This is a genomic window from Mesorhizobium sp. M00.F.Ca.ET.216.01.1.1 (genome assembly GCF_004010325.2).
Lineage (GTDB): Bacteria > Pseudomonadota > Alphaproteobacteria > Rhizobiales > Rhizobiaceae > Mesorhizobium.
This window is the reverse complement of the sequence record NZ_SADR02000001.1, coordinates 244,663-268,035: the sequence shown is the minus strand read 5'-3', so window position 1 is coordinate 268,035 and position 23,373 is coordinate 244,663. Positions and strand designations below refer to the sequence as shown.

Below are 23,373 nucleotides of genomic sequence, written 5' to 3'. Positions count from 1 at the left end.
TTTCTACGTCGCCCTACTGCTGGACGGCGTAGCACGCGATTTTTTTCTTCTTCAAAGCATTGCAGGCGCTCCAGGCGGCGGTCTTCGAACCGAAGCCGCCGAACCGGGCGCGGTAGTAGGTCACCCCGTCCTTCTCGAAAGGGACGGTGAAGCCCGATGCATCGGCCACGATCGACGGCGCCTGCTTACTCGTCTTGTCGAGCAAAGCCTGCGCTTCGGATTGCTTTGGCGAAGACGCGACCTGCACTGCCCAGCCGGACGGCACCGAGGCCGTGTTGACCGGATCGACCGCCTCAGCCGGCGCCGGTTCGGCGTAAGCGGCAACGACTTGTGGCGTCGAAACCTCGGTCGCGGCAGCCACGGCCACCGTTTTGACCTTCCTGATCTGGACGATGGGCGTGGTTTCCTCAGCGATAGGCGCGGTTTCATCTGCGGCGACGGTGGCATCGTCATCGAGCGCCGGCTTCTCGTCCGGCGTCGGCGCGTCATGCTTCGGCAGGAAAACTCTGGCCAGTGCTGTGACCGGATCGCCGCCGCCAGCCTTGGCGACCAAGGCGCCGCCACCGCGAGTCGATGCCCTCGGCATGTAGGTGTTGATCAGCGCAGCCATCTGGCTGTCACGGCTGCGGCCCGAGCTTCCCCCCATGACGACCGCGACAATACGGCGGTCGCCGTCGGCAACCGACGAGACGAGATTGTAGCCTGACGCGCGGGTGTAACCGGTTTTGATGCCGTCGACGCCCTTGATGCGGCCGAGCAGACGGTTGTGGCCGTTGATGCGCTTGCGTCCATAAAGGAAGGAACGTTGCGAGAAATAGCCGTAGTATTGGGGAAAGTGTTCCCTGAGTGCTATGCCGAGGACAGCCATGTCGTGCGCGGTGGTGAACTGGCCGGGGTTGGGCAGGCCGTTGGCGTTGCGGAAGACGGTGCCGTTCATGCCGAGCGCCCGCGCCTTGGCCGTCATCATCCGCGCGAAATTGGTTTCATTGCCGCCGAGGAGTTCGCCGAGCGCCGTCGCCGAATCGTTGGCCGACTTCGTCACCATCGACAGGATGGCCGTCTCCACAGAGACTGCGCCGCCGGGTCTGACACCGAGCTTGGTCGGCGGCTCAGCGGCCGCACTGGCCGAAAAAACCACTGGCGTGTTCTTGCTGACCCTGCCCTTCGCCATTGCTTCGAAGGTCAGGTAGAGCGTCATCATCTTGGTCAGCGAGGCAGGGTAGCGCCGGCCGTTGGCATCCGACGAATAAAGCACCTTGCCCGTCTTGGCATCGATGACGATGGCCGCCGACTTGGCCGCCAGCGACGAAGCAGCATCCGCGACGACGAAGGTCATCGCCAAGGCGATAATCATGATCGTTTTGAGGGTGGACGCAGATTTGGAAACGAAGCCCGACGACGCCTGACGCACTGATACTTCCCTTGAATTTTAGCAGCCCCGGAGGCGGCAAAGGGTCCTGCCTCACTTCCGGCCAAAGTATCGCGGCCAGCGTTACCAATCCGTTTATGGTAACCGCCGTGTTCACCATTTTCTTCGGGTTTGAGCCTCTCTTTATTCGAATCCTAGCCATTGCTGGCCTGGCCGAGGCATCGCATGTCGGCGAAATCTTGACTTTTGTGCAGCGCACAATATATTTACGTGCATTGCACAAGGGCGCCCGGGCAAAAAGGGGCGTTTCAACCAAAGGGAAACGTGAAATGACCCAGACTTATGAGGACTTCAGCAAATACGGCAAGGACTTAGCCGACACCGGATTGAAGAGCTTCGCTTCCCTTTCGAAGGGCGCGCAGGCGATCGCCGCCGAAGCAGGTGAATACACCAAGAAGAGCTTCGAAGCCGGCAGCGCCGCGGTCGAGAAAATCTTTTCCGCCAAGTCGTTTGAGAAGGCGATCGAGATCCAGTCCGACTTTGCCAAGCAGTCCTACGAGAGCTTCGTCGCCGAGGCTACCAAGATCGGCGATCTTTATGCTGAGCTCGCCAAGGAAGCCTACAAGCCGTTCGAATCGATCGTCGCCAAGGCGAAGTAATTTAGCCTTGTCCTGCTAAGGGCGGCCTTTCGGGCTGCGAAACAGACCCGGTCGCGGATGCGCGGCCGGGTTTTTTCATGCCGGGTTGAATTCCAGGGCCTTGCCGCCTTCACGATTTTGAAAATCAGCCCAGTTTGACCACCTAGCCATATTGTCAGCTAAACAGAAGGGCTTAAAATCGTCCATCGAAGACCTACATGTTGAACTCGCATGAGGATTCGAAAAGAGGCAGGACGTGACGATCGGTTTGACTGCCACGAAGCGCGCGGTGCGCATGCAGAACGGTGGCGACGGCAATGAGGCCGGGCGCGGCACGGCTGTCATCACGCGCACGAAAACCAAGACCAAGAAGCCCAGCCTCTATCGGGTCCTCATTCTCAACGACGACTACACACCCATGGAGTTCGTGGTTCACGTGCTGGAGCGTTTTTTCCAGAAGGACCGTGAAGCCGCCACACGCATCATGCTTCATGTTCACAATCATGGAGTGGGCGAGTGCGGGGTCTATACATTCGAGGTGGCCGAGACCAAAGTGTCCCAGGTCATGGATTTTGCCCGACAGAACCAGCATCCGCTGCAATGCGTGATGGAGAAGAAGTGAGGTAACATGCCGGCTTTCTCCCAAGGCCTGGAAAAGGCGCTTCACCAGGCGCTGACGCTCGCCAACGAGCGGCACCATGAATATGCAACCCTTGAACACTTGCTGCTCGCCCTGATCGACGACACCGAGGCGGCCGCCGTCATGCGCGCCTGTAACGTCGATCTCGATGAGCTGAAGCATACGGTTCTCACCTATATCGACACCGAGCTCGACAACCTCGTCACCGGCTACGACGAGGACTCCAAGCCGACGGCCGGTTTCCAGCGCGTCATTCAGCGCGCCGTGATCCACGTGCAGTCGTCCGGCCGCGAGGAAGTGTCCGGCGCCAATGTGCTCGTCGCCATCTTCGCCGAACGCGAGAGCCATGCCGCTTATTTCCTGCAGGAACAGCAGATGACCCGCTACGACGCGGTCAACTACATTTCGCACGGCATCGCCAAGCGCCCCGGTGCGTCGGAAACGCGCACAGCGCGTGGCGCCGAGGAGGAGCAAGGCGGCCAGAATGGTACGGAGCCGCAAGAGGACGGCGGCAAGAAGAAGCAGCAGGATGCGCTGACGGCCTATTGCATCAACCTGAACAACAAGGCCAAGGCCGGCAAGATCGATCCGCTGATCGGCCGTGAGAGCGAGATCAACCGCACCATCCAGGTGCTGTGCCGCCGCTCGAAGAACAATCCGCTCTATGTCGGTGATCCCGGCGTCGGCAAGACCGCGATCGCCGAAGGCCTCGCCAAGCGCATTGTCGAGGGCGACGTGCCGAAAGTGCTGCATGATGCCACCATCTTCGCGCTCGACATGGGCACGCTGCTGGCCGGCACCCGCTACCGCGGCGATTTCGAAGAGCGGCTGAAGCAGGTCGTCAAGGAGCTCGAGGACTATCCGGGCGCGGTGCTGTTCATTGACGAGATCCACACCGTGATCGGGGCAGGGGCGACGTCTGGCGGCGCCATGGATGCGTCGAACCTTCTCAAGCCTGCGCTATCGTCCGGCGCCATCCGCTGCATCGGCTCGACCACCTATAAGGAGTTCCGCCAGTTCTTCGAAAAGGACCGCGCCCTGGTGCGGCGCTTCCAGAAGATCGACGTCAACGAGCCGACCATTGCGGACGCCATCGAGATCATGAAGGGCCTGAAGCCCTATTTCGAGGAGTTCCACAAGGTCCGCTACACGACCGAAGCGATCAAGGCTTCTGTCGAATTGTCGGCCCGCTACATCAACGACCGCAAGCTGCCGGACAAGGCGATCGATGTGATCGACGAGACCGGCGCCTCGCAGATGTTGGTGCCGGAAGCCAAGCGCAAGAAGACCATCGGCATCAAGGAGATCGAAGCGACGATCGCCACCATGGCCCGCATCCCGCCGAAGACGGTTTCGGCCGACGACGAGAAGGTGCTGGCCGGCCTCGATGTCGAGCTGAAGCGCGTCGTCTATGGCCAGGATACCGCGATCAGCGCGCTGACCTCAGCGATCAAGCTGGCGCGTGCCGGCCTGCGCGAGCCGGAAAAGCCGATCGGGTCGTACCTGTTCTCTGGTCCGACCGGCGTCGGCAAGACCGAAGTGGCAAAGCAGCTCGCCGCTTCGCTCGGCGTCGAGCTGATCCGCTTCGACATGTCGGAATATATGGAACGCCACACCGTCTCGCGGCTGATCGGCGCGCCTCCCGGCTATGTCGGCTTCGACCAGGGCGGCCTGTTGACCGACGGCGTCGACCAGCATCCGCATTGCGTGCTGTTGCTGGACGAAGTCGAGAAGGCGCATCCGGACCTGTTCAACATCCTGTTGCAGGTCATGGACCACGGCAAGCTGACCGACCATAACGGCAAGCAGATCGACTTCCGCAATGTCATCCTGATCATGACCACCAATGCGGGCGCATCCGATGCGCAGCGCGCGGCGATCGGTTTTGGCTCGACCAAGCGTGAAGGCGACGATATCGAGGCGATCAACCGGCTGTTCACGCCGGAGTTCCGCAACCGTCTCGATGCGATCATACCGTTCAGCTCGCTGCCGATTCCGGTCATCCACCAGGTGGTGCAGAAGTTCGTCATGCAGCTCGAGGCCCAGCTTTCCGAGCGTGGCGTTACCTTCGACCTGTCGCCGGAGGCGATCGCCTGGCTGGCAGACAAGGGCTATGACGAGCGCATGGGTGCGCGTCCGCTCGGCCGCGTTATCCAGGAGCACATCAAGAAGCCGCTGGCCGACGAGGTGCTGTTCGGCAAGCTGAGGAAGGGTGGCACGGTGCGCGTCACCGTCGAGAAGAAGGAAACCGGCGAAACCGGCCTGAAGCTCGACTCGCTCGCCGACGAGGCGCCGGTCAAGCCGAAGAAGGAAGAGCCGGACGACATGCCGAAGGCCAAGAAGGCGGCGGCGAAGAAGCCTGCCGCGAAAAAAGCTGTGGCGCAAAAGCCGGAGCCCAAGGGCAAGGATGGCGGCAAGCGCAGCCTGGTGCCGCAACTGCCGCGCAAGAATTGATCGGTTCGCAAGTCAAAAAAGGCCCCGGTTTCGGGGCCTTTTCATTGTCTATTGGTTTCGCAGGAAAGGGCGACCGCGTTGTCAGATCAAGCAGCAACGCCGTCCGGCGCGAAACGGATCAGGAAATATCCGCACGCCTTCCAGATCGTGATCGATAAGAGCGCACCCGCGTAGCCGTCCAGGGCATAGTGCCAGCCAAGCACGACCGAGCTGACCATGATCGTGCAGGCGAATGCCCACATCAGGAGACCGGCCAGCCGGGAACGGCGCGTTGCGTAGAGAGAGAAAAGCACCGCCATCGCAACGTGCATGGATGGGAAGGCGGATATCCCGATACTGCCGTTGGTCGCGCCGGTATAGCCGTTCCACAGCATGTCTTGCGTGCTGAGCGCCCAGATTGGATAGATGCGATCGGCGGCGGCGAGTGCCTGCATGAGGGGATGAAAGTCGCTGCCGAGCCCCAGCCGCTCGTAAAAGCACGGCCCTGCCGACGACACACCCATCGCCAGGAAGAAGCCGCCAAGCGTCCACACCAGCATGAAACTCATCAGGAACTGGTGACGCAGCTTCGTATCTTCGCGTGTGATGCAGGCGGTGAAAACCGTGGTGATGAGCACGACGAACCAGAAATTGTACGCGATGTTGAGCATTCTCAATGCAAGTGGCGACTGGACGATGAACCATAGCCATTCATCTGGGGCTCGACCAAAGTGAAGGATCCGATCGGCGTGAGCTAGTGGCTTGTCCCATGCAAATGGGGAGAGGATTGCGATGGCTCCCTTCAGCACCCCGACGGCGGATATGATGGCGATGCTCGCGACCAGGCCATTCAGGCTGTTGGCAGTGCGTTCGGCGTCGCCGAAGAATCTGCCCAGCGATTTGAGGAAGGTGCCGAGCGGTTCGGTATCCCGCTTGACCAGCGCAAGGTGGAAAAATATCCCAAGTGCAAAGACGGAGCCGCAGATCCAGAAAGCGATGAAAAGGTACTGAGTGTATTCCTTCAGTATGCCGAAATCCGGCGTGTTTCCGGTATGCATGCCGACCGCTGTTGCCAGAAGCAGGGCCGTGACGGCCATGGCGTGCAGCAGCCGGTGCCGCCGAAAGGCACCCGCCAGAGTGCCCAGAAAAGCACGCCCGACAGCTGCCTTCGCCAGGCGTCTCGACGCCGCAATCGAATTTTCCAAGGTTTGAAACCCCAATGGCTCGCCACCGCCTCAGCGTTTTACCATGAGATCGTTCGATATTCCCTAACCAGACGATTCGAGTGCAAACGGTCGCATCTGGCGGTGCACGCGACCCGATGCCCCGGCCGGGCCCAAAAATCGTATTCTGGAACGTTGCGCTGCGCGGAGATTCTCCAAGCGAACCGAACGGGCTCGTCGGTTCGATGTTATCGATCGGCCCTGCACGCCGGCGGACTCCCGAGCTCAATTTCCGAGCGCCGTCCGTATCTTGTCGGCGTTTTCGGCCAGCACCTCGGGCTTTTCCATTTGCCCCGTATGCGGCTTCAACGGGATGCCCTCGAAGCGCGGAATGACGTGCACATGGAGATGAAAGACAGTCTGTCCGGAAGCTGGCTCGTTGAATTGCAGCACGGTGACGCCATCGGCGTCGAAGACTTGTTTAACCGCCCGCGCCACCTTCTGGACGACTACAAAGAGCGGGCCGAATGTTGCGGGATCGGCGTCGAGCAGGTTGCGGGACGGCACCTTCGGCACCACCAGCGTGTGGCCTGGCCCTTGCGGCATCACGTCCATGAAGGCGACAACCGCATCATCTTCATAGATGCGGTGCGACGGGATTTCGCCGCGCAGGATCTTGGCGAAAATGTTGTTGGGGTCGTAGACGGTCATGATCCCTCGCTGTTCGGTAGATCGGGGATGTTTGTCGCATGACGGGCAGGCGTCAAGATGCAGCCGCCATGAAATGGATCGCAGCCGGTTGGCTGTCGTTCGTCGCCGGTCAGGCAAGGTCGACCAAGCCTCGACCAGCGTGCGATGGAAGCGTCTTTAAGCACGGACGCACTCTCCAGGGTCATTTAGCGGATTCCGCAAGAGCGGCCAACCGGAGAGATAGGGAAGGGTCGCTACTCCGACAGATCCTTGCGGAACGGAGTATGTTCTTCCAGATATTCGGCCATCCGCTCGACCTCGCGGCGCTCTCGCCTGAGATAATCGGCCACCGCGTTGCGCAAGCCTGGATGCGCGATGTAGTGCGCCGAATGCATGGTCACCGGCCGGTAGCCGCGCGCCAGCTTGTGCTCGCCCTGTGCGCCCGCCTCGACCACCTTCAGCTTGCGGTCGATGGCGAAGTCGATCGCCTGATGGTAGCAGACCTCGAAATGCAGGAAGGGGTGGTCCTCGATGCAGCCCCAGTTGCGCCCATAGAGCGCGTCGGAGCCGATGAAGTTGATGGCGCCGGCGATATAGCGCCCGTTGCGCTTGGCCATCACCAACAGGATGTCGTCGGCCATGCGCTCACCGATCATCGAGAAGAATTCGCGGTTGAGGTAGGGCCGGCCCCATTTGCGGCTGCCCGTGTCCATGTAGAATGAAAAGAAGTCGTCCCAGGCCCTCTCGGTCAGATCGTTGCCGGTCAGCCAGTCGATCGAAATACCGTCGGCAAGCGCCTCGCGCCGCTCCTTTTTCATCGCCTTGCGCTTGCGCGAAGCCAGCGTGGCGAGAAAATCGTCGTAGCTCGAAAACCCCTCGTTGAAGAAATGAAATTGCTGGTCGGTGCGATGCAGGAAACCCGCTGCTTCCAGCATTTCGACATCTTGCTCCGGTGCGAAGGTGACATGCGCGGAAGACACGCCGAGCTTTTCCGTCACCACCTTCAGGCCTTCCGCAAGGCCCGCCCTCACGGTGCTTCCGTCTTCGCCCTTGCTGACCAGCAGGCGAGGGCCGGTGACAGGCGTAAACGGAACTGCGCATTGCAGCTTTGGATAGTAGCGTCCGCCGGCGCGCTCGAAGGCATCCGACCAGCCATGGTCGAACACATACTCACCCTGGCTGTGCGATTTCAGGTAGCAGGGAATAGCGCCGAGTAGTTTTCCTTGCGCCGTCTCCAGCCTGAGGTGATGGCCCTGCCAGCCGGTGCGCCGCACGGCGCAGCCGGAATCCTCGAGCGCGCTTAGAAAAGCGAATGAAACAATAGGGTTGTAGCCGTTTTCTTTATCGCCGCGAGTGGTACCGCCGAAGCCGTTCCATTCATCGCAAGTGAAGGCGCCGATGCCGGCGGCGACCCGGATCGAATACTCTCCACTCGCCGTTTGCCTGTCGCCTTCATCGCCTTGATCCATAGGGCTTATTTAAGCCCTGTGCCGGTCCATGCAAGCATGGTTTTCAAGCGACCTGCACAAGATCGGGCTCGAACCCTTCGAACGTCATCTGGTCGGCATATTTAAAGGTCAGGTCGACCGCTGGCTGGTCGAGCACAGTCCAGGTGATTACCGGCATCTTGAGCTTTTCGCGCACGAAGCTGACGAACCGGTTCGGCAGGTCACCGGCGGCGTAGGAGGCGAAGGCGATGTCATGCGCCAGCATGGCGAAATGCGCCTCGATCAGCTGATTGTCCTTGCCATAGCCGGTCAGTCCGCCCGGAATGCCGGGCGCATGTTTCGGGAAATCGCGGATCAGCCAATGGTCGAACGACATGATCGCCGCCTTGCCCTTGTAGCGCTTGAGCATCTTGCCGACGCTTTCCACCAGGCCTTGATCGTGGCCGGGAACGCCTTTCAGCTCGACCACCATCGGCACGCGCCCGTCGACCAGGTCGAGCGCCCGCTGCAGCGTCGGCAGATGATCGGCAGTGCCTCCGACCTTCAGCGCCGTCAGCTCGGCTGCCGTGCGCTGCCAGACGAAACCGTCCTGACCGGTCAGCCGCTTCAGATCGCCATCGTGGATGATGATGGGGATGCGGTCCGACGACAGGTGCACGTCGCATTCGATCGCATAGCCGCGTTCGGCTGCCGCGGCAAAAGCGGGAAGCGTATTCTCCCAGCGCGTCTTGTTCATGTCGTGAAAACCGCGATGGGCAACAGGCCGCGCGGTCAGCCAGGAAAGATCGGTCATGTCAGGCTCATTCGACTTCGAGGATTGCTTCGATTTCCACTGCGGCATTAAGCGGCAGCGAGGCGGTGCCGACAGCGGAGCGCGCATGTTTGCCGCGCTCGCCGAGCACGGCGACCAGAAAATCGGAGGCGCCGTTGGCGACCAGATGCTGCTCGACGAAATCCGGCGCCGAGGCGACGAAGACGGTGATCTTCACGAGCCGGCGGATTTTCTCGAGATCGCCGAGGGCTGCCTTGACCTGCGCCAATATGTTGATCGCGCAGTATTTTGCCGCTTCCTTACCGGCTGCCGTGTCGACGCCGCGGCCGAGCAGGCCGCTCGCTTGGAGCTTGCCTTCCCTAAGCGGCAGCTGGCCCGCGGTGAACAGAAGATTGCCTGACCTGCAATAGGGCACGTAGTTGGCGGCGGGCGCGGCGGCGACCGGAAGCGTCACGCCGAGGTCGCTTAGCCGCTTTTCGATTGTTTCACTCATCGTATTTCCCTATTGCTTGATAACGCCGCGCCGGCCGGGCCGAAATTGCTATTTTTGCCTCGCTTCCGCCATGACTTTTTTTAAGCTGGACCATCTTTCCCTGCGGCCTGCCATCAGCCGCGATGATCGGAGCACCACATGCGCGCTACGCGCCCTGCATTCTACGCCGCCCTGCTGCCAGCGGTCTTCTCGATCGCGCCGGCTTTTGCCGTGCCGGCGCTGCAGGCGCATCGCGCCGTCTATGACCTTACCCTGGACAAGGCGTCGGATCGCTCCGGTATAACAGGCATCTCCGGCCGCATGGTCTACGAGTTCAACGGCTCGCCCTGCGAAGGCTACACGGTGAAATTCCGCTTCGTCACCCAGATCGTTACCAATGACAACACCAGGCTGACCGATCAGCAGACGACCACTTTCGAGGACGCCGAAGGCAAGACCTTCTCGTTCGTGACGAAATCCTTCGTCGACCAGAACCTCGACAAGGAGGTCAAGGGCACCGCGACGAAGGAGGCCAACAAGCTCAAGGTCGACATCGACAAGCCCGAGAAGAACAGCCTCGAACTGGCCGCTACCCAGTTCCCGACCCAGCATCTGGCCGAGCTGATCGGCAAGGCCGAAAAGGGCGAGAGCTTTTACGAAACCAATCTCTTCGACGGCTCGGAAGACGCCAACAAGGTGATGACCACCACCGTCGTCGTCGGCAAGAAGAGCGATGCCGACACGTCCGACCCGGAGGCACCGGCGCTGGCAAAACTGGCGACCGACAAGTACTGGCCGGTCGACATCGCCTATTTCGACGATACCGACAAAAACGGCGAGGAGGTGCCGGAATACCGGATCAGCTTCAAACTGCATGAGAACGGCATCACCCGCGACCTAATGATGGACTATGGCGACTTCTCGATGACCGGCAAGCTGGTCAATCTGTCGTTGTTCGACCAGTCGAAGCCTTGCCCGTCGAAATAGTGATCCCGAGTTCGGTTTGAGTTAACCGCGATCGATTCCCATCGGGGTCATACGCGGACTTGAACACGCCGCAATTGCCTCTCAACTTGCCTCGGCGCCATTCGGCTTGGGGGGAGCAGGTTGAGCAGGATCGATGTGTTCGTGGCGCCGCGGCCCAAGCCGGCGCTGATCAAGGCCATGACATTCGTCAACCGGATCGTCATGCTGCGCGGCATTCCCGGGTTTCGCGACCTGTTGCCGTTCAACCGCCTGGCCGGATTGCGCGGCGTCGCCAATGTCCGCCATATCGACTTTCCCGACGACGACCGGCAACGGCTGAAGGCCTGTTGTGGTGAGGGGCAGGCAACTTTCATCACGCCCAACCATCCGGAGTTCTTTACCGACTGGATGATCGACAAGGAGATCGTCTCGCAGGTGAGCCCGCTGGCCGCCTCCTGGGCCACGCATGGCGTCGTCAACGGCCTTGGCCGGATGATGCAGAAATTCTGGCTGGCCAACAACCTGATCGCCCAAATTCCCGGCAACAGCGCGGGGGCAAAGGAACATTCGGTCATCTGGGCGCTCAAAGGGCACGGTGTGCTCCTGCATCCCGAAGGTGGCGTCGGCTGGCATGCCAATGTTGTCGGTCCGCTGCTCCCGGGTGCCGTCGAGATGGGGCTTGAGGCGCTGAAGCGCGGCCGCGCGACGGATCGGGATTTCAAGGCCTGGGTCGCACCGGTTGTCTGGAAGCTCGCGTTCACCGGGAACGTCGAGCCGGCGCTGGCAAAGGAATGCACCTATGTCGAGAAAAACCTGAAGATCGAACGCAACATCGCCGCTTCACTGCCAGAACGTGTCCATCACATCTATGCAACGCTGCTGTCACGCGACGAGGCTGCCTACGGATTGGTACCTAGCGAGTGTGCTTTGTATGCGGCGCGCCAGAAGGACCTGTTGCTCGAATTGAAGCGGCGCCTGGGGGAGCGTGTTTCGGTCGATTGCGACGCCATCGACATCACCGAGCTTCTGCGCCGGTCGCGCCGCTGGCTGCGGGAAAACGTCGGCGACGCCGAAAGCCAGAAGCAGGTCCGGACGCTGGCGAACACGATCCAGCGTCTTCTGCGCCTCGGGCCGTGGGCCTGGGCCAATGCGCGCATCACGCAGGAGGAGATCGCCGAGCATTTGAAGCGTATCCGCAACGATTACTGCAAGGGCACGCTGCGCGACACCATCAACCGCTTCGTGCCGCAGTCGACCGGGCCGCGCCGCGCTCATATCCGCGTGCCGGAACCGCTGGGGTTGCATGCCTATGAAGGCTCGATCGACGACGCGCTTGCTGCATTGCAATTTCGCATGCAGGAGGCTGTGACCAGAACCGTTGCCGAGCTCGAGGCCGGGGGCGGCTTCATTTTCTATCCGAATCCCTTCTATCATCGCTGACCCCGGGGACCTCGGCTCCCGGCCACGTAGCCGGCTGCGCCTCGTTCATCGGCGCAAGATGGGTGAAGGAGTGCTGCAAGCTTCATGGCGGTCTATGTCGACGCGGCGATCTGGAAATGGGTCGGCCACCGCTGGTGTCATCTGATGGCCGACGACGCCGACGAGTTGCATCGTTTTGCAGCACAACTCGGCATCAAGCGCTCGTCCTATCAGGGACCGCCCAAGACATCGGCGCCGCACTATGACATAACCGGCTTCGAACGCGACCGCGCCGTGCGGCTCGGCGCGATCGAATGCAGCCGCGAGGAGATCGTCGCGATTTTCCGGCGCGTCCGGGTACCGAAAGGGAAGATACGGCCATGACATTGACGGCATTTCTGGCCTACTGCGCCGCGATCACGCTTGCCGCCGCCACGCCCGGCCCGGCGATGTTTGCGGTCATCACCAACGGCGTCTCGCGCGGCTTCGTTCGCGCCTTCATCGCCGGTGTCGGCGTCGCCGCCGGCGACGCGGTGCTGGTCACCTTGGCGCTGCTCGGTCTCGTCGCGTTGGCACAGACCTTCGAATGGGTTTTTCTCGCCCTGAAATATGCAGGTGCCGCATATCTGGTCTATCTCGGCATCAGGATGTGGCGGTCGGCTGCCGCGCAATCCAATGGGCTGCAGGCGGTGCAGCCGAGGCTATCCCGGTCATTTTTGCTGGGCGCCTCGATCGCGCTGGGCAACCCCAAGGCAATCCTGTTCCACGCCTCCATCATGCCGCTGATCCTCGACCTCGACACGATGACCTTCGCCGACGGGCTGCTCGTGGTTGCGGTGGTGATCAGCGTCAATATCGTCACCATGGGCGTCTATGCAGCACTTTCCGGACGGGCCTCGGGCTGGTTCAGGACGCCGAAGCGCAGGCGCCTGATGAACAGGTTTGCCGGCGGCGCGATGATCGGCACCGGTGCGCTGATCGCCGCACGCTGAGCGACGAGCCGCCACAGCGCTTGCGTTTGTCGCGCATCCCCTCTATATGCGCGCTCATTCCACACACGGACTTTGGTGTCTGCCCGGGAGAAATCCGGCTGAAACCTCCGGTGGCGTTTGAGGACAAGAGTCCAAAAATGCCTGTGTCCGTGGAGGCTAACCGGAAAGGAACTAAGAATGGCTCTGCCTGATTTCAGCATGCGCCAGCTTTTGGAAGCTGGCATTCACTTCGGCCACCAGACCCACCGCTGGAACCCGAAGATGGCGCCTTACATCTATGGCGCCCGCAACAACATCCACATCATCGACCTCAGCCAAACGGTGCCGCTGCTGCACCAGGCGCTGAAGCAGGTTTCCGACACCGTCGCCAAGGGCGGCCGCGTGCTGTTCGTCGGCACCAAGCGCCAGGCGTCCGACATCGTCGCCGATGCCGCACAGCGTTCGGCTCAGTACTATGTCAACTCCCGCTGGCTCGGCGGCATGCTGACCAACTGGAAGACGATCTCGAATTCCATCCAGCGCCTGCGCAAACTCGACGAGATGCTGGCCGGCGAGGCCCAGGGCCTCACCAAGAAGGAGCGCCTCAACCTCGATCGCGAGCGTGAGAAGCTCGACAAGGCACTGGGTGGCATCAAGGACATGGGCTCGACGCCCGACCTGATGTTCGTCATCGACACCAACAAGGAAGCGATCGCCATCCTCGAGGCCAAGCGTCTTGGCATCCCGGTCGTCGCCATCATCGATTCCAACTGCGACCCGGACAAGATCGACTTCCCGATCCCGGGCAATGACGACGCGGCCCGCGCCATCCAGCTCTATTGCGATCTGATCGCCAAGGCTGCGATCGACGGCATCGCTCGCCAGCAGGGCGCGCTCGGCGTCGACATCGGCGCTGCGGTCGAGGCTCCAGTCGAGCCGGTGCTCGATCCGACCCCGGCGGCCGAGACCCCGGAAGCATAATAACGAAGGCCGACAGTCGGCCTTCATCTTTCCAATATCTTGGCGCGCTAAGCGCTACCGACGCCGGGCGCATCATCGAGAATCGATGGTGCGTCGGTGCATTTAAACAAAGAGGCGACAATGAGCATTTCGGCTGCACAGGTCAAAGAACTCCGCGACTTGACCGGCGCGGGCATGATGGATTGCAAGGCGGCGTTGAACGAGACCAACGGCAACATGGAAGAGGCCGTCGACTGGCTGCGCAAGAAGGGCATCTCCAAGGCCGACAAGAAGGCCGGCCGCACTGCGGCCGAGGGCCTGATCGGCGTCGATTCCGGCGTCCGCGAGGCAGCGATCGTCGAGGTCAATTCCGAGACCGACTTTGTCGCCCGCAACGCTGCCTTTCAGGAGATCGTCGCCAACGTCGCCAAGGTCGCACTCGCCTATGGCGGCAAGACCGAGATCGTCGCTGCGGCCCCGTATCCGGGTTCTGACAAGTCGGTCGCCGAGACCATCAAGGACGCCGTCGGCACCATCGGCGAGAATCTGGGCTTCCGCCGCTCGGCCAAGCTCACCGTCGAGCACGGCGCTGTCGCCACCTACGTCCACAATGCCGTTGCCGACGGTCTCGGCAAGCTCGGCGTGCTGGTTGCGATCGAAACCACCGGCAATGCGCAAGTCGCTAACGCCTTCGCCCGTCAGGTCGCCATGCATGTCGCCGCCACCAACCCAATGGCGCTAACCACCGAACAGCTCGACCCAGCTGCGGTCGAGCGCGAGAAGGCGATCTTCGCCGACCAGGCGCGTCAGTCCGGCAAGCCGGAAGCGATCATCGAGAAGATGGTCGAGGGCCGTCTGCGCAAATTCTACGAAGAGGTCGTGCTGCTCAAGCAGGCGTTCGTGCTCAATCCTGACATCACCGTCGAGAAGGCACTGAAGGATGCCGAGAAGGAGATCGGCGCGCCGGCCAAGATATCGGCCTACCTGCGCTTCGCGCTCGGCGAGGGTATCGAGAAGGAAGAGAGCGACTTCGCGGCGGAAGTCGCCGCCGCAGTCAAGAAATAGCCCCCTGGGGCAATTCCAGGAAAAGTGCGCCGCGGTTTTCCCTGGGAATTGCAAAAAACAAAACGGGCTTCTCTGCTCAGGCAGCTCGGCCGGGTGTCCGCAAGATGCCCGGCCGATTTCTTGTGCGGTGTCGATGAAGGCCCTGAGCTTCGGCGCCATGGCCGCCACTCCATCGAGAATTTGAAATCGTCCTCATCGCAGCCTTTGGGCACCATGGTGAGTGCAATGCCCTTCAAGCATGGAGGTCTGCCGGCGACGTCCGATGAACCCGCATCGGCGCAGGCTCGATCTCCGTCGCCGTATCGAGCATCCACCGGCTAGTGCCGTCGTCCTCGATCTGCGTGAAGCCCAGCTTCGCATAGTGGTCGCGCACCATGGCGTTGCGGTCCGTCGGCCGGTAGACACCGACGACCTTACTGATCCCGGCCTCGCGCGCTTGCTGCAGGATCTCGCGCAGCACCATTTGCTCGACCCGTCGTCCCAGCACCCGGCAGCTCATCAACCAGGTATCGATCTCCCAGGTCGAGCCCGGCAGCGTACGGCAAATGATCACGCTGATCATGCCGTTGTCGCCGAACCTGTCGGCGAGACGGACCTGGAGCGTCGCGCATGTCGGATCGCGCGCGACCGCCGCCACGTCGGCCTCCGTATAGCGCCGGGTGGTCAGATTGAACTGATTGGACTTGTTGATCAACTGGGCTATCCGCGACCGGCCGGTGAGATCGAACGGTCTGAAGGTGATCTCCATATCGAGCGAGGTGAGATAGGAATCGATATCGCCCGCCCGCTCCTGCAGCGCCACACGACGCGCATTGCGCTCATAGTACGCGACGCGCCTGCGGTCTTCGTCCGAGAAGGCCGTTGCTTCGAAATATCCCGCGGCCGCCAGCGTGCGTGCGTACAAGGCCGGATCATGAGGCAGTTCGGGCACCGCCACTTGGGGCAGGATCTGCCGCACTAGCCCCCGCTCGACCGGATTGTCATCCAGGAACACCATCGAGTCGAGCCCGAGCGAGAGGGCGCCGGCAATCGCCTTGATGTTCGTCGCCTTGTCGTCCCAATTCGCCTGGAAGACGGTGATCTGCTCCTCACGGATCAGCATTTCCGGGTGCTCGCGAAAGACGCGCCTCGCCACCTCCTCGGTATTCTTGGACGATATGGCGAGTACGATGCCGCGCTCGCGCAAGGCGAGTGCCAGGCGCTGCACGCTTCGATACGCCTCGCCTACGGCGTCGCCCTCGGCGAGCATGATCCCGTGCAGGCCGTCGTCGCCGATGACGCCGCCCCAGAGCGTATTGTCGAGGTCGAGGACGAGGCAGCGGCGGGCCTTGCCCCGCATCGCCCCCAAGAGCCGTCCGACATGGTCGGCATAGAGCGGAACGCAACTGTCGGCGAAGGGCAACTTCGCGAGATTCCATTGGCTCGGCGAATGCCAGTGGGCGAGACCGACGGTTTCGGCGATGGCGGCGACGTCGAGCAGCACGTCGGCCGTGCCTTCGAGCCCTGCTGTAAGACGGCGGTTGAACCCTTCGATGAGATGGCGCAGCGCGCCGGGCAGGGAGCGATCCATGCTGCCGAACAGCGCCTCGGCCGGCGGTGCCAAGGTCTGCAGGATGCAGACCGCCCCGCAGGCGGCGATTCCCTCGCGGATCCGGTTTAGGAAGGCGATCGCCTCCTCGACATTGGTGGCCGCGGCCGTTGCATCCCCAGGCGAGGGCGCGAAGGGAAAGGCGCGATAGTCGAGGGCGAGCAGCACGGCATCGCACCGTGCCGTCCTGACCCTGGAACGGGGGTCGAGCGCTTCCTGGGCGAACAGCCCGTAATCGGCGGTGACACACTCCAGCAGGATCCCGTGCCGGGCGGCACCGGCGACGAGGGCAGGTATCACGAGATCGATCGTGCCGTTGGCGAGGACGCCGAGCTTCATCGGCGTCAACGGTGGCAGCGGCCGGCCCGGCTCCTGCAGCGCACGGATGATGCGGGCCAGGCGCGTCGACTGGGTCGCATCGAGGGCGAACGACGCGAGGAGCTGGATCGCAGCACCGGACGCGCTACCCGTGAGGCGACGGCACATGTCCTTGAACTCGGCTGGTGGCCTCGGCAGCCAAGCGAGGTCTAGAAAAAGGTCGCAACTCACGTTCAGCTCCCGGGTGCAGCTTGATCAAGCATGCGTTGGATCAGCGCAGCGAGCTCACCAACACTGCCCAAGGAGGCGATCTGGCTGGCCGAGAAGTGCACCTTGAACGCCCGCTCGATGCTCAGCATGAGCTGCACGTTCATCATACTGTCCCATCCTTCGACATCCTTCGCCGTGTGCTGCGGGGTGACGATCAGGTCGTCGTCGTCGAAGAGTTCCCGGAAGATCGGCTCCAACCGCTCATAGATCTCGTCCACCGTGTCGATAGCCCCTTAGAATTGAAAATAGAGGAACATGGTGGGTGCGGCCGACAGCGTCCGCGTGACCGCCAGAAAACCGATCAGGCCGGTGACGACGGCAAACGCCGGCGTCGGCTGCAAGGCAAACATCCGACTGTCCAGGCGCAACTTGCGATCGAGCCACGTCGCCGGGTCTACCTGTCCGAGACCGGTCTCGTAGCGGCGCAACCATTCCTGGACGTTCGGCAGGAACCAGACGATCGTCAACAGCAGGAGCTGTAGCTGCACCGTGTCCCAATCCAGGAGTTCCGAGGAGTGGAAGCCGAGCCCGTTGAAGCCGGCCATGCAGCGCAAGAGGTGAAACGCCGTCGCGAGGTCCGGAGAACGGAAGAACACGAGCCCGACCATGACGCAACCCATCGTCATCAGAACCGACGGGACGAAGTGGATCGGCCGGTCGCTGTCGACGCGCCACTGCCAGCGCATCTTGAGCATCCGCCAGCCATGGTTGATGGTGAGAAAGAGCCCGTGCACTAGGCCGAAGGCGGCGAACTGCCAGCCGGCGCCATGCCACAAGCCAATGATCACCATCGCCAGGATCGTCGGCAGGGCGAGAAGAACGGCGAAGGCAGCAGGGCTGGTCTTGCCGCGCCGCAGGCCCGGAGTGCCGCTCGCGAGCCAGCGGCGTGTCAGGCTCAAACTCAAGGGATTGTAGATGTAGGCGGTCACGAATCGAGTCAAGGTCATGTGCCAACGCGACCAGAAGTCGATGATGTTGCGCGCCTTGAGCGGCGAATTGAAGTTGAACGGCAAACGGATGCCGAACAGCATACCGAGGCCGATCGCCATGTCCGAGTATCCGGAAAAGTCGAAATAGATCTGCAGCATATACGAGAGCGCGCCGCCCCAGGCCTCGAACATCTGCAATGCGTCGCCCTTGCCGGCGGCGGCGAATACCGGGTTTGCCCACAAGGCGATGGTGTCGGCGATGATCACCTTCTTGAAGAGGCCGACGACAAAGACCGTGCCGCCGAGTGCCAACATCTGCGGTTGCGGCTTGAAAATCCGCGCGTCGTCGAACTGCGGCATCATCTCCTTGTGATGCGTGATGGGCCCGGCAATCAGGTGCGGAAAGAAAGTGATGAACAGGCAGTAATTGGCAAAGCTACGCTCCGCCGCAACGTCCTCGTACGCATCGGCAAGATACGCAATCTGTTGAAACGTGAAAAACGAGATCGCCAAGGGAAGGAGGATCGTCGGAACGGGGAGGCCCAGATCGAGCACGTCGCTGACCGTGACCACAAGAAAACCGGCATATTTGTAGTAGCCGAGGAGAAGCAGGTTGAGAGTGATGCCGGCGATCAGGAGGCTCTTCACCTTCCGCCGCGTGAGTATGGCGCCGACCGCATAGTTGACGACAATGGAGGCCAGCAGCAGCGGCACGTAAGCCACGTTCCACCAACCATAGAAGACTAGCGAGATAAGCGTAAGCCAGACGATCGCGAGCTTGCGCCGACCCGCGAGCCCAAGGGCAAAAAACCCGGCTAGAGCAATCGGCAACAGGCCAAGAAGGAAGATGGCGGAGTTGAACAGCATGTCGGTTATTCCGCCATCACTTCACAGCACCGAAGCCGGTGGCTGCGACGAGCTGTCTCGTGAAGCGTCGAGCACCCGTCCAGCGCAGATGGATGGGATCGACGAAGTCGCCGGGGTCCACCTGCGCGAAGCGCTCGCCGTCCCAGAAAACGGCGTTCGTTCCGACGACGGCGCTCTTGACCTCTCGCACCATGTGGTCGTGGATCGCACCCGTCGGGTCGGAGCGCTCGACCCCGGCCGATAGCAGCGGGAGGGACGCCACGGTCAGCCGCCGCCCACCATCGGCGATCGTCCGCGCCAGTCTCCGCAGCGACGGCACGCAGGCCGGATCGATGGTGTCGAAGAGTCCGATGTCGAGCTTGCGGCTGGCATCGGTGGTCTGCGGACCGTCGCCGTAGGGCGTGAAGATCAGCGAATAGAAGGGGAGCCTGTCTTCGCGCGCGGCCTTGACGAGGCTCGCGTTGCGGACCAGCGAGACAGGATCGAAATAGCGGAAGTAATAGCTCCAGACCGGACCTTTGCTTGCCAAATAGGCATCGACGTCGCGCCTGTCGAACAAGCGCGCATCGGTGCCGCTGCACGTGTCCATGTCGATCGGGCTGAGCAGGAGTAGAACGCTCTGCACACTCGGGTACCGGCGCAGCAGATAGTCGGCGACGAACGCGGTCTGATTGACCTGCAGCCCGCAGAAGCTACCGTTGAGCGGCCTGGCGGTCGGATGCCGTCGGACGATTTCCTCGCTCGCGATACCACGCCAGGCGGCCGACGATCCGAGGATGAGCTCCGTCGGCGCTTTCGGTGGGTGATCGCGCAGAAAAGCGAGCTTCGCATCGGCACAGAGGTTGTTGGTGAACGCTGGTGGTGGTAGCCAACCGCCCCTCTCTAAGGCCACGAGAGCGAGAAGATAGGCGGCACCGGCGGCCATCGCCGTCACCGCAGCGCAGGCGATGTAGCATGTCCAACTGTCAAGCCGACGCGCCTGAGCGGCCGACCACCGCAGAATCGAAAGCTGTCTCATCAGCATGCCAGGCGACTCAAACCGAAGGGCGCGACAATGTTTCGTCACTACCTGCCGGAATAGATCGGTACGTGGTCATCACCCATGGAAGGTACCCGTTGACGAATTGATCGTGACGACAGGTTTTTCCCCAATACGGATCTCTAGTTCCTTATCAAACACGCGCGTGTTCCGGCGTCAGCGGACGACGCGCATACGGCGTTGAGGCGGCTAGCCTGCTGCATTCTTTTTTGTCACCGGCTAACTTGAAATTCGATGTCGTGCACGGTCACGGGGCGGTCCTCCGCGTGCAAATCCCTGGTTGCCGGGAGCAGGCCGCGACTGTCGCAGCAGGCTCTAATAGAAGGCTACGAGAGCGAGAGGATAGGCGGCACCGGCGGCCATCGCCGTCACCGCAGCGCAGGCGATGTAGCATGTCCAACGTCAAGCCGACGCGCCGGAGCGGCGGACCACCGAACAACTCGACCCTGCTGCGGTCGAGCACGAGAAGGCGATCTTCGCCGACCAGGCGCGCCAGTCCGGCAAGCCGGAAGCGATCATCGAGAAGATGGTCGTGGGCATCGAGAAGGAAGAGACCGACTTCGCGGCGGAAGTCGCCGCGGCGGTCAAGAAATAGCCCGCAACGGGGCTTCTCTGCTCAGGCAGCTCGGCCGGGTGTCCGCGAGGATGCCCGGCCGATTTCTTGTGCGGTGTCGATGAAGGCCCGAAGCTTCGGCGCCATCGCGGACCGTCTGGGGAAATAGAGGAACAGTCCGGGCTCCTCGATCGCCGATTGCGGCAGAACCTGCACGAGGCGGCCGGCGGCGACATGGGCGCGCGCCAGCGGCTCGAACACATAGGCAAGTCCCACTCCGGCGAGCGCGAGATCGATTGCTGCGAGCGAATCCGTGACGATGGCCGTCCCGCCCGTCTCGACGACGACGTCCTTGCCGTCCTCCCGTAGGTCCCAGCGATAGAGTGCTCCGCTGCGCACGAGCCGGTAGCCGATACAGTTGTGGTTTGCGAGATCGGCCACGCTGGCAGGGCGGCCATTGCGCCCGATATAGGCGGGTGAAGCGACGATCATGACGCTGAACGCTGGCGTAAGCCGGACCGCGACCATGTCCCGCGCGATCATTTCGCCCAGCCTGATGCCGGCGTCGAAACCTTCCCCGACTATATCGACGAGCCCCTGATCGGCGAACAGCTCGACAGTCACGTCGGGATAGCGTTCAGCCATTGCCGCCACTACAGGCGTCACCGCCATAGGGATCGCGATGTGGGAGACGTTGATCCTGAGCAGGCCAGCCGGGCGGCCACGGATCCCGCGGATGCGGTCCATCCGCTCGGCAATGTCCTGCAGGGCAGGGGCCGCCGTCTCCACCAGTGCCTTGCCGGCTTCCGTCAGCGAGACGCTGCGCGTCGTGCGCGCGAACAGGGGTTGACCGATCCGCTCCTCGACCAGTCGCACCGCATGGCTGACCGCCGATGGGCTCATGCCGAGTTCGGCCGCGGCCAGCGCAAAACCGCCGCGCCGGGCAACGGCGACGACGACCGGTAGGTGGCTGAGCAGGTCGCGATCCATTCATGAGTAATATCGCATAGTCCATGCAAACAATGCAATCTTATCGATGAGGGCAAACGGGTCCATTTGTATTCCCAGCCTGCCGTTGCGCAGGCGCGCAATGGAGAAGAGACATGAATGCATTGAAACACATTGCCCTCGCGGCGGGCGTTGCCCTCGCGCCATTCGATGCCGGCGGGGCGGAGCCGGCTCTCTCCCGGCTGGAAGCTTTCGCCGATGAGCGCGCCGTCATCCGCATCGCCGACGCCATCGACCGCGCCGTCGACGCGCAGGATTGGCCACTCGCCCGTAGCTATTTCGCCGACCGCGTCACGGTCGACTTCAGCAGCTTGAGCGGACAGCCTTCAGCCACCATTGCCTCGGACGATCTGATCGGGACCTGGGCGGCGAACCTGAAGGGCAACAAGACAAGCCTGCACCTGCGCACCAACCACCAGGTCGCCATCGACGGCGACAGCGCTACTCTTCTGTCGAACGGCTACGCCTGGAACCGGATGGAAGGCAATGGCGACCCGCTCTGGGAAGTCTGGGGCACCTACGAGCACCATCTGATCCGTTCCAGCGCGGGCTGGAAAGTCGACGGCTTCACATTCCGCATGACGCATGAGCGCGGCAACCCATGGGTCAAGGCCACTCCAGGCCATTGAGCGCCAGCTAGCGTCAAAGATCAGGAAAGGACGATGTCATGACAATGAATTATTACAATCTCGGCAACAGCGGCCTCAGGGTAAGCCGGCTGGCGCTGGGTACGATGACCTTCGGTACCGAATTGGGCTGGGGAGCGGACAAGGAAACTGCCCGCGCAATGTTCGACGCATATGTCGAGGCAGGCGGTAATTTCTTCGATACCGCAGACCTTTATACCGGCGGCACCAGCGAGACCTGGCTGGGGGAATTCGTCGCCGAGCGCGGGTTGCGTGACAAGGCGGTGATCGCCACCAAGTTCACCATGAATACGGAGCCGGGCAATCCGAATGCGGGCGGCAACGGGCGCAAGAACATCATGCGCGCGGTCGAGGCTTCGCTTAACCGGTTGGGCACCGACTATATCGACCTCTATCTCTTGCATGTCTGGGACAGGCTGACACCGGCCGAAGAGGTCCTGCGCACGCTGGATGATCTCGTCCGCGCAGGCAAGGTGCGTCATGTCGGCCTGTCCGACGTGCCGGGATGGTATGCGGGCCGCGTGCAGGCGATCGCCGAATTGCGCGGCTACGAGCCGGTTTCGGCCCTGCAGCTCGAATATTCGCTCGCCGAGCGCACGATCGAGCACGAATTTGTACCCTTCGGCACACGTCACGGGGCGGGCATCATGGTTTGGAGTCCGCTGGCCAGCGGGCTGCTCAGCGGCAAATATCGTCCCACGCAGGCCGGAAATGCCGGGCGCCTCGATGGTTTCCGCAATACCACCCATCCGGGCTTCCAGAGATTCACGCAACGCAACTGGGAAATCGTGGCCGAACTCGAAAGCGTCGCCGCCGAACTTGGCCGCAGCATGGCCCAGGTCGCCTTGAACTGGGTGGCGACGCAGCCAGGGATCGCTAGCGTGATCCTCGGAGCCACCAAGCGGGGGCAGATGCAGGACAATCTCGGGGCGCTGGACTTCTCGATCCCCGTCGATCTTCGCGCCAGGCTGGATGCGGTCAGCAAGCCTTCAGTCCCATTTCCCCATTCGTATTTCGGCTCCGAGATACAGGTCCGGGTCACCGGCGGGGCCGTGACCGGCGACAAGCCTTCCGGGTATGCGCCGCCCGTGCTTGTCGAGGGCGAAGCCGTCAGCATCAACGGCAGCTGATCGGCCGCAAGGGCGATA

The 23,373-nt window shown here is 62.1% G+C and carries 22 protein-coding genes and 1 pseudogene; 12 read left to right on the top strand and 11 right to left on the bottom strand.

All coding sequences use genetic code 11. The features are described 5' to 3' along the window. Nucleotides 1-13: 13 nt before the first annotated feature. The gene (locus tag EN859_RS01360; RefSeq protein ID WP_127852045.1) at nucleotides 14-1,411 is read right to left on the bottom strand and encodes a D-alanyl-D-alanine carboxypeptidase; all 1,398 of its coding nucleotides are present in this window, start codon (nucleotides 1,409-1,411) and stop codon (nucleotides 14-16) included. 287 nt (nucleotides 1,412-1,698) lie between these two features. On the opposite strand from EN859_RS01360, the gene EN859_RS01355 reads away from it, so the two are divergent. From EN859_RS01355 to clpA, 3 genes are all read left to right on the top strand, one after another. Further along, nucleotides 1,699-2,028, top strand: coding sequence for a phasin family protein (locus EN859_RS01355; RefSeq protein WP_127852296.1), 330 nt, complete (start codon nucleotides 1,699-1,701; stop codon nucleotides 2,026-2,028). A gap of 274 nt (nucleotides 2,029-2,302) precedes the next feature. After that, a complete protein-coding gene (gene clpS / locus EN859_RS01350) occupies nucleotides 2,303-2,629 on the top strand; it encodes an ATP-dependent Clp protease adapter ClpS (RefSeq protein ID WP_189501641.1) in 327 nt (108 codons plus the stop codon). A gap of 6 nt (nucleotides 2,630-2,635) precedes the next feature. Beyond that, entirely contained in the window at nucleotides 2,636-5,101 is a 2,466-nt protein-coding gene (gene clpA, locus EN859_RS01345; protein ID WP_127852043.1) for an ATP-dependent Clp protease ATP-binding subunit ClpA, read from the top strand. 86 nt (nucleotides 5,102-5,187) lie between these two features. Here the strand turns inward: clpA and EN859_RS01340 are convergent, their stop codons facing one another. From EN859_RS01340 to EN859_RS01320, 5 genes are all read right to left on the bottom strand, one after another. Beyond that, entirely contained in the window at nucleotides 5,188-6,177 is a 990-nt protein-coding gene (locus EN859_RS01340; protein ID WP_245525438.1) for a phosphatase PAP2 family protein, read from the bottom strand. 351 nt (nucleotides 6,178-6,528) lie between these two features. Beyond that, nucleotides 6,529-6,954, bottom strand: coding sequence for an HIT family protein (locus EN859_RS01335; RefSeq protein WP_127852042.1), 426 nt, complete (start codon nucleotides 6,952-6,954; stop codon nucleotides 6,529-6,531). A gap of 233 nt (nucleotides 6,955-7,187) precedes the next feature. Further along, nucleotides 7,188-8,402 (bottom strand): GNAT family N-acetyltransferase, encoded by a 1,215-nt coding sequence (locus tag EN859_RS01330; protein WP_127852041.1) that lies wholly within the window; start codon nucleotides 8,400-8,402, stop codon nucleotides 7,188-7,190. 43 nt (nucleotides 8,403-8,445) lie between these two features. After that, nucleotides 8,446-9,174 (bottom strand): glycerophosphodiester phosphodiesterase, encoded by a 729-nt coding sequence (locus tag EN859_RS01325; protein WP_127852040.1) that lies wholly within the window; start codon nucleotides 9,172-9,174, stop codon nucleotides 8,446-8,448. A gap of 7 nt (nucleotides 9,175-9,181) precedes the next feature. Continuing rightward, the gene (locus EN859_RS01320) at nucleotides 9,182-9,646 is read right to left on the bottom strand and encodes a RidA family protein (protein ID WP_127852039.1); all 465 of its coding nucleotides are present in this window, start codon (nucleotides 9,644-9,646) and stop codon (nucleotides 9,182-9,184) included. A 138-nt stretch (nucleotides 9,647-9,784) separates the two neighbouring features. Here EN859_RS01320 and EN859_RS01315 point away from each other — a divergent pair, with 138 nt between their 5' ends. The 6 genes from EN859_RS01315 to tsf all read left to right on the top strand — a co-directional run bounded on the left by EN859_RS01315 (nucleotide 9,785) and on the right by tsf (nucleotide 15,006). After that, on the top strand, nucleotides 9,785-10,612 hold the full coding sequence (locus tag EN859_RS01315; protein WP_127852038.1) for a cell envelope integrity EipB family protein: 828 nt from the start codon (nucleotides 9,785-9,787) through the stop codon (nucleotides 10,610-10,612). Between the two features lie 120 nt (nucleotides 10,613-10,732). Further along, nucleotides 10,733-12,031 carry a hypothetical protein gene (locus EN859_RS01310; RefSeq protein WP_127852037.1) on the top strand — a complete coding sequence of 433 codons (1,299 nt, stop codon included), beginning with the start codon at nucleotides 10,733-10,735 and terminating at the stop codon, nucleotides 12,029-12,031. Between the two features lie 84 nt (nucleotides 12,032-12,115). Then, nucleotides 12,116-12,394 carry a DUF4031 domain-containing protein gene (locus tag EN859_RS01305; protein ID WP_127852036.1) on the top strand — a complete coding sequence of 93 codons (279 nt, stop codon included), beginning with the start codon at nucleotides 12,116-12,118 and terminating at the stop codon, nucleotides 12,392-12,394. Further along, entirely contained in the window at nucleotides 12,391-13,002 is a 612-nt protein-coding gene (locus EN859_RS01300; protein WP_127852035.1) for a LysE family translocator, read from the top strand. The genes EN859_RS01305 and EN859_RS01300 overlap by 4 nt, the downstream gene beginning before the upstream one ends. A gap of 177 nt (nucleotides 13,003-13,179) precedes the next feature. Further along, nucleotides 13,180-13,962 carry a 30S ribosomal protein S2 gene (gene rpsB, locus EN859_RS01295; RefSeq protein ID WP_127852034.1) on the top strand — a complete coding sequence of 261 codons (783 nt, stop codon included), beginning with the start codon at nucleotides 13,180-13,182 and terminating at the stop codon, nucleotides 13,960-13,962. A 120-nt stretch (nucleotides 13,963-14,082) separates the two neighbouring features. Further along, a complete protein-coding gene (tsf, locus tag EN859_RS01290; RefSeq protein WP_127852033.1) occupies nucleotides 14,083-15,006 on the top strand; it encodes a translation elongation factor Ts in 924 nt (307 codons plus the stop codon). 232 nt (nucleotides 15,007-15,238) lie between these two features. Here tsf and EN859_RS01285 read toward each other — a convergent pair whose 3' ends face one another. Genes EN859_RS01285 through EN859_RS01270 form a run of 4 tightly spaced genes read right to left on the bottom strand, consistent with a single transcriptional unit; the run spans nucleotide 15,239 to nucleotide 19,903 of the window. After that, complete coding sequence (locus EN859_RS01285; protein ID WP_245525437.1) at nucleotides 15,239-17,143, bottom strand: HAD-IIIC family phosphatase; 1,905 nt, start codon at nucleotides 17,141-17,143, stop codon at nucleotides 15,239-15,241. 2 nt (nucleotides 17,144-17,145) lie between these two features. After that, nucleotides 17,146-17,400, bottom strand: a complete 255-nt coding sequence (locus tag EN859_RS01280) for a phosphopantetheine-binding protein (RefSeq protein WP_189501617.1) — start codon at nucleotides 17,398-17,400, stop codon at nucleotides 17,146-17,148. Nucleotides 17,401-17,415: 15 nt separating this feature from the next. Beyond that, the gene (locus tag EN859_RS01275; protein ID WP_127852031.1) at nucleotides 17,416-18,978 is read right to left on the bottom strand and encodes an MBOAT family O-acyltransferase; all 1,563 of its coding nucleotides are present in this window, start codon (nucleotides 18,976-18,978) and stop codon (nucleotides 17,416-17,418) included. 16 nt (nucleotides 18,979-18,994) lie between these two features. Then, nucleotides 18,995-19,903, bottom strand: coding sequence for a hypothetical protein (locus tag EN859_RS01270; protein WP_127852030.1), 909 nt, complete (start codon nucleotides 19,901-19,903; stop codon nucleotides 18,995-18,997). A 541-nt stretch (nucleotides 19,904-20,444) separates the two neighbouring features. On the opposite strand from EN859_RS01270, the pseudogene EN859_RS01265 reads away from it, so the two are divergent. Continuing rightward, nucleotides 20,445-20,612 (top strand): annotated as a pseudogene (locus EN859_RS01265) (elongation factor Ts); the annotation flags it as partial. Nucleotides 20,613-20,633: 21 nt separating this feature from the next. Here the strand turns inward: EN859_RS01265 and EN859_RS01260 are convergent. After that, nucleotides 20,634-21,560 (bottom strand): LysR family transcriptional regulator, encoded by a 927-nt coding sequence (locus EN859_RS01260; RefSeq protein WP_127852029.1) that lies wholly within the window; start codon nucleotides 21,558-21,560, stop codon nucleotides 20,634-20,636. A 113-nt stretch (nucleotides 21,561-21,673) separates the two neighbouring features. Here EN859_RS01260 and EN859_RS01255 point away from each other — a divergent pair, with 113 nt between their 5' ends. After that, nucleotides 21,674-22,207: a nuclear transport factor 2 family protein gene (locus tag EN859_RS01255; protein ID WP_127852028.1), complete on the top strand. Its 534-nt coding sequence runs from the start codon at nucleotides 21,674-21,676 to the stop codon at nucleotides 22,205-22,207. 38 nt (nucleotides 22,208-22,245) lie between these two features. Beyond that, nucleotides 22,246-23,355, top strand: coding sequence for an aldo/keto reductase (locus EN859_RS01250; protein ID WP_127852027.1), 1,110 nt, complete (start codon nucleotides 22,246-22,248; stop codon nucleotides 23,353-23,355). Nucleotides 23,356-23,373: the final 18 nt, after the last annotated feature.

Bases quoted from the DNA above. Each gene is read 5' to 3' on its own strand.
- EN859_RS01355 (WP_127852296.1), top strand. From the start codon at position 1,699: ATGACCCAGACTTATGAGGACTTCAGCAAATACGGCAAGGACTTAGCC.
- clpS (WP_189501641.1), top strand. From the start codon at position 2,303: ATGCAGAACGGTGGCGACGGCAATGAGGCCGGGCGCGGCACGGCTGTC.
- clpA (WP_127852043.1), top strand. From the start codon at position 2,636: ATGCCGGCTTTCTCCCAAGGCCTGGAAAAGGCGCTTCACCAGGCGCTG.
- EN859_RS01340 (WP_245525438.1), bottom strand. From the start codon at position 6,177: ATGGCCGTCACGGCCCTGCTTCTGGCAACAGCGGTCGGCATGCATACC.
- EN859_RS01335 (WP_127852042.1), bottom strand. From the start codon at position 6,954: ATGACCGTCTACGACCCCAACAACATTTTCGCCAAGATCCTGCGCGGC.
- EN859_RS01330 (WP_127852041.1), bottom strand. From the start codon at position 8,402: ATGGATCAAGGCGATGAAGGCGACAGGCAAACGGCGAGTGGAGAGTAT.
- EN859_RS01325 (WP_127852040.1), bottom strand. From the start codon at position 9,174: ATGACCGATCTTTCCTGGCTGACCGCGCGGCCTGTTGCCCATCGCGGT.
- EN859_RS01320 (WP_127852039.1), bottom strand. From the start codon at position 9,646: ATGAGTGAAACAATCGAAAAGCGGCTAAGCGACCTCGGCGTGACGCTT.
- EN859_RS01315 (WP_127852038.1), top strand. From the start codon at position 9,785: ATGCGCGCTACGCGCCCTGCATTCTACGCCGCCCTGCTGCCAGCGGTC.
- EN859_RS01305 (WP_127852036.1), top strand. From the start codon at position 12,116: ATGGCGGTCTATGTCGACGCGGCGATCTGGAAATGGGTCGGCCACCGC.
- EN859_RS01300 (WP_127852035.1), top strand. From the start codon at position 12,391: ATGACATTGACGGCATTTCTGGCCTACTGCGCCGCGATCACGCTTGCC.
- rpsB (WP_127852034.1), top strand. From the start codon at position 13,180: ATGGCTCTGCCTGATTTCAGCATGCGCCAGCTTTTGGAAGCTGGCATT.
- tsf (WP_127852033.1), top strand. From the start codon at position 14,083: ATGAGCATTTCGGCTGCACAGGTCAAAGAACTCCGCGACTTGACCGGC.
- EN859_RS01275 (WP_127852031.1), bottom strand. From the start codon at position 18,978: ATGCTGTTCAACTCCGCCATCTTCCTTCTTGGCCTGTTGCCGATTGCT.
- EN859_RS01270 (WP_127852030.1), bottom strand. From the start codon at position 19,903: ATGGCCGCCGGTGCCGCCTATCTTCTCGCTCTCGTGGCCTTAGAGAGG.
- EN859_RS01260 (WP_127852029.1), bottom strand. From the start codon at position 21,560: ATGGATCGCGACCTGCTCAGCCACCTACCGGTCGTCGTCGCCGTTGCC.
- EN859_RS01255 (WP_127852028.1), top strand. From the start codon at position 21,674: ATGAATGCATTGAAACACATTGCCCTCGCGGCGGGCGTTGCCCTCGCG.
- EN859_RS01250 (WP_127852027.1), top strand. From the start codon at position 22,246: ATGACAATGAATTATTACAATCTCGGCAACAGCGGCCTCAGGGTAAGC.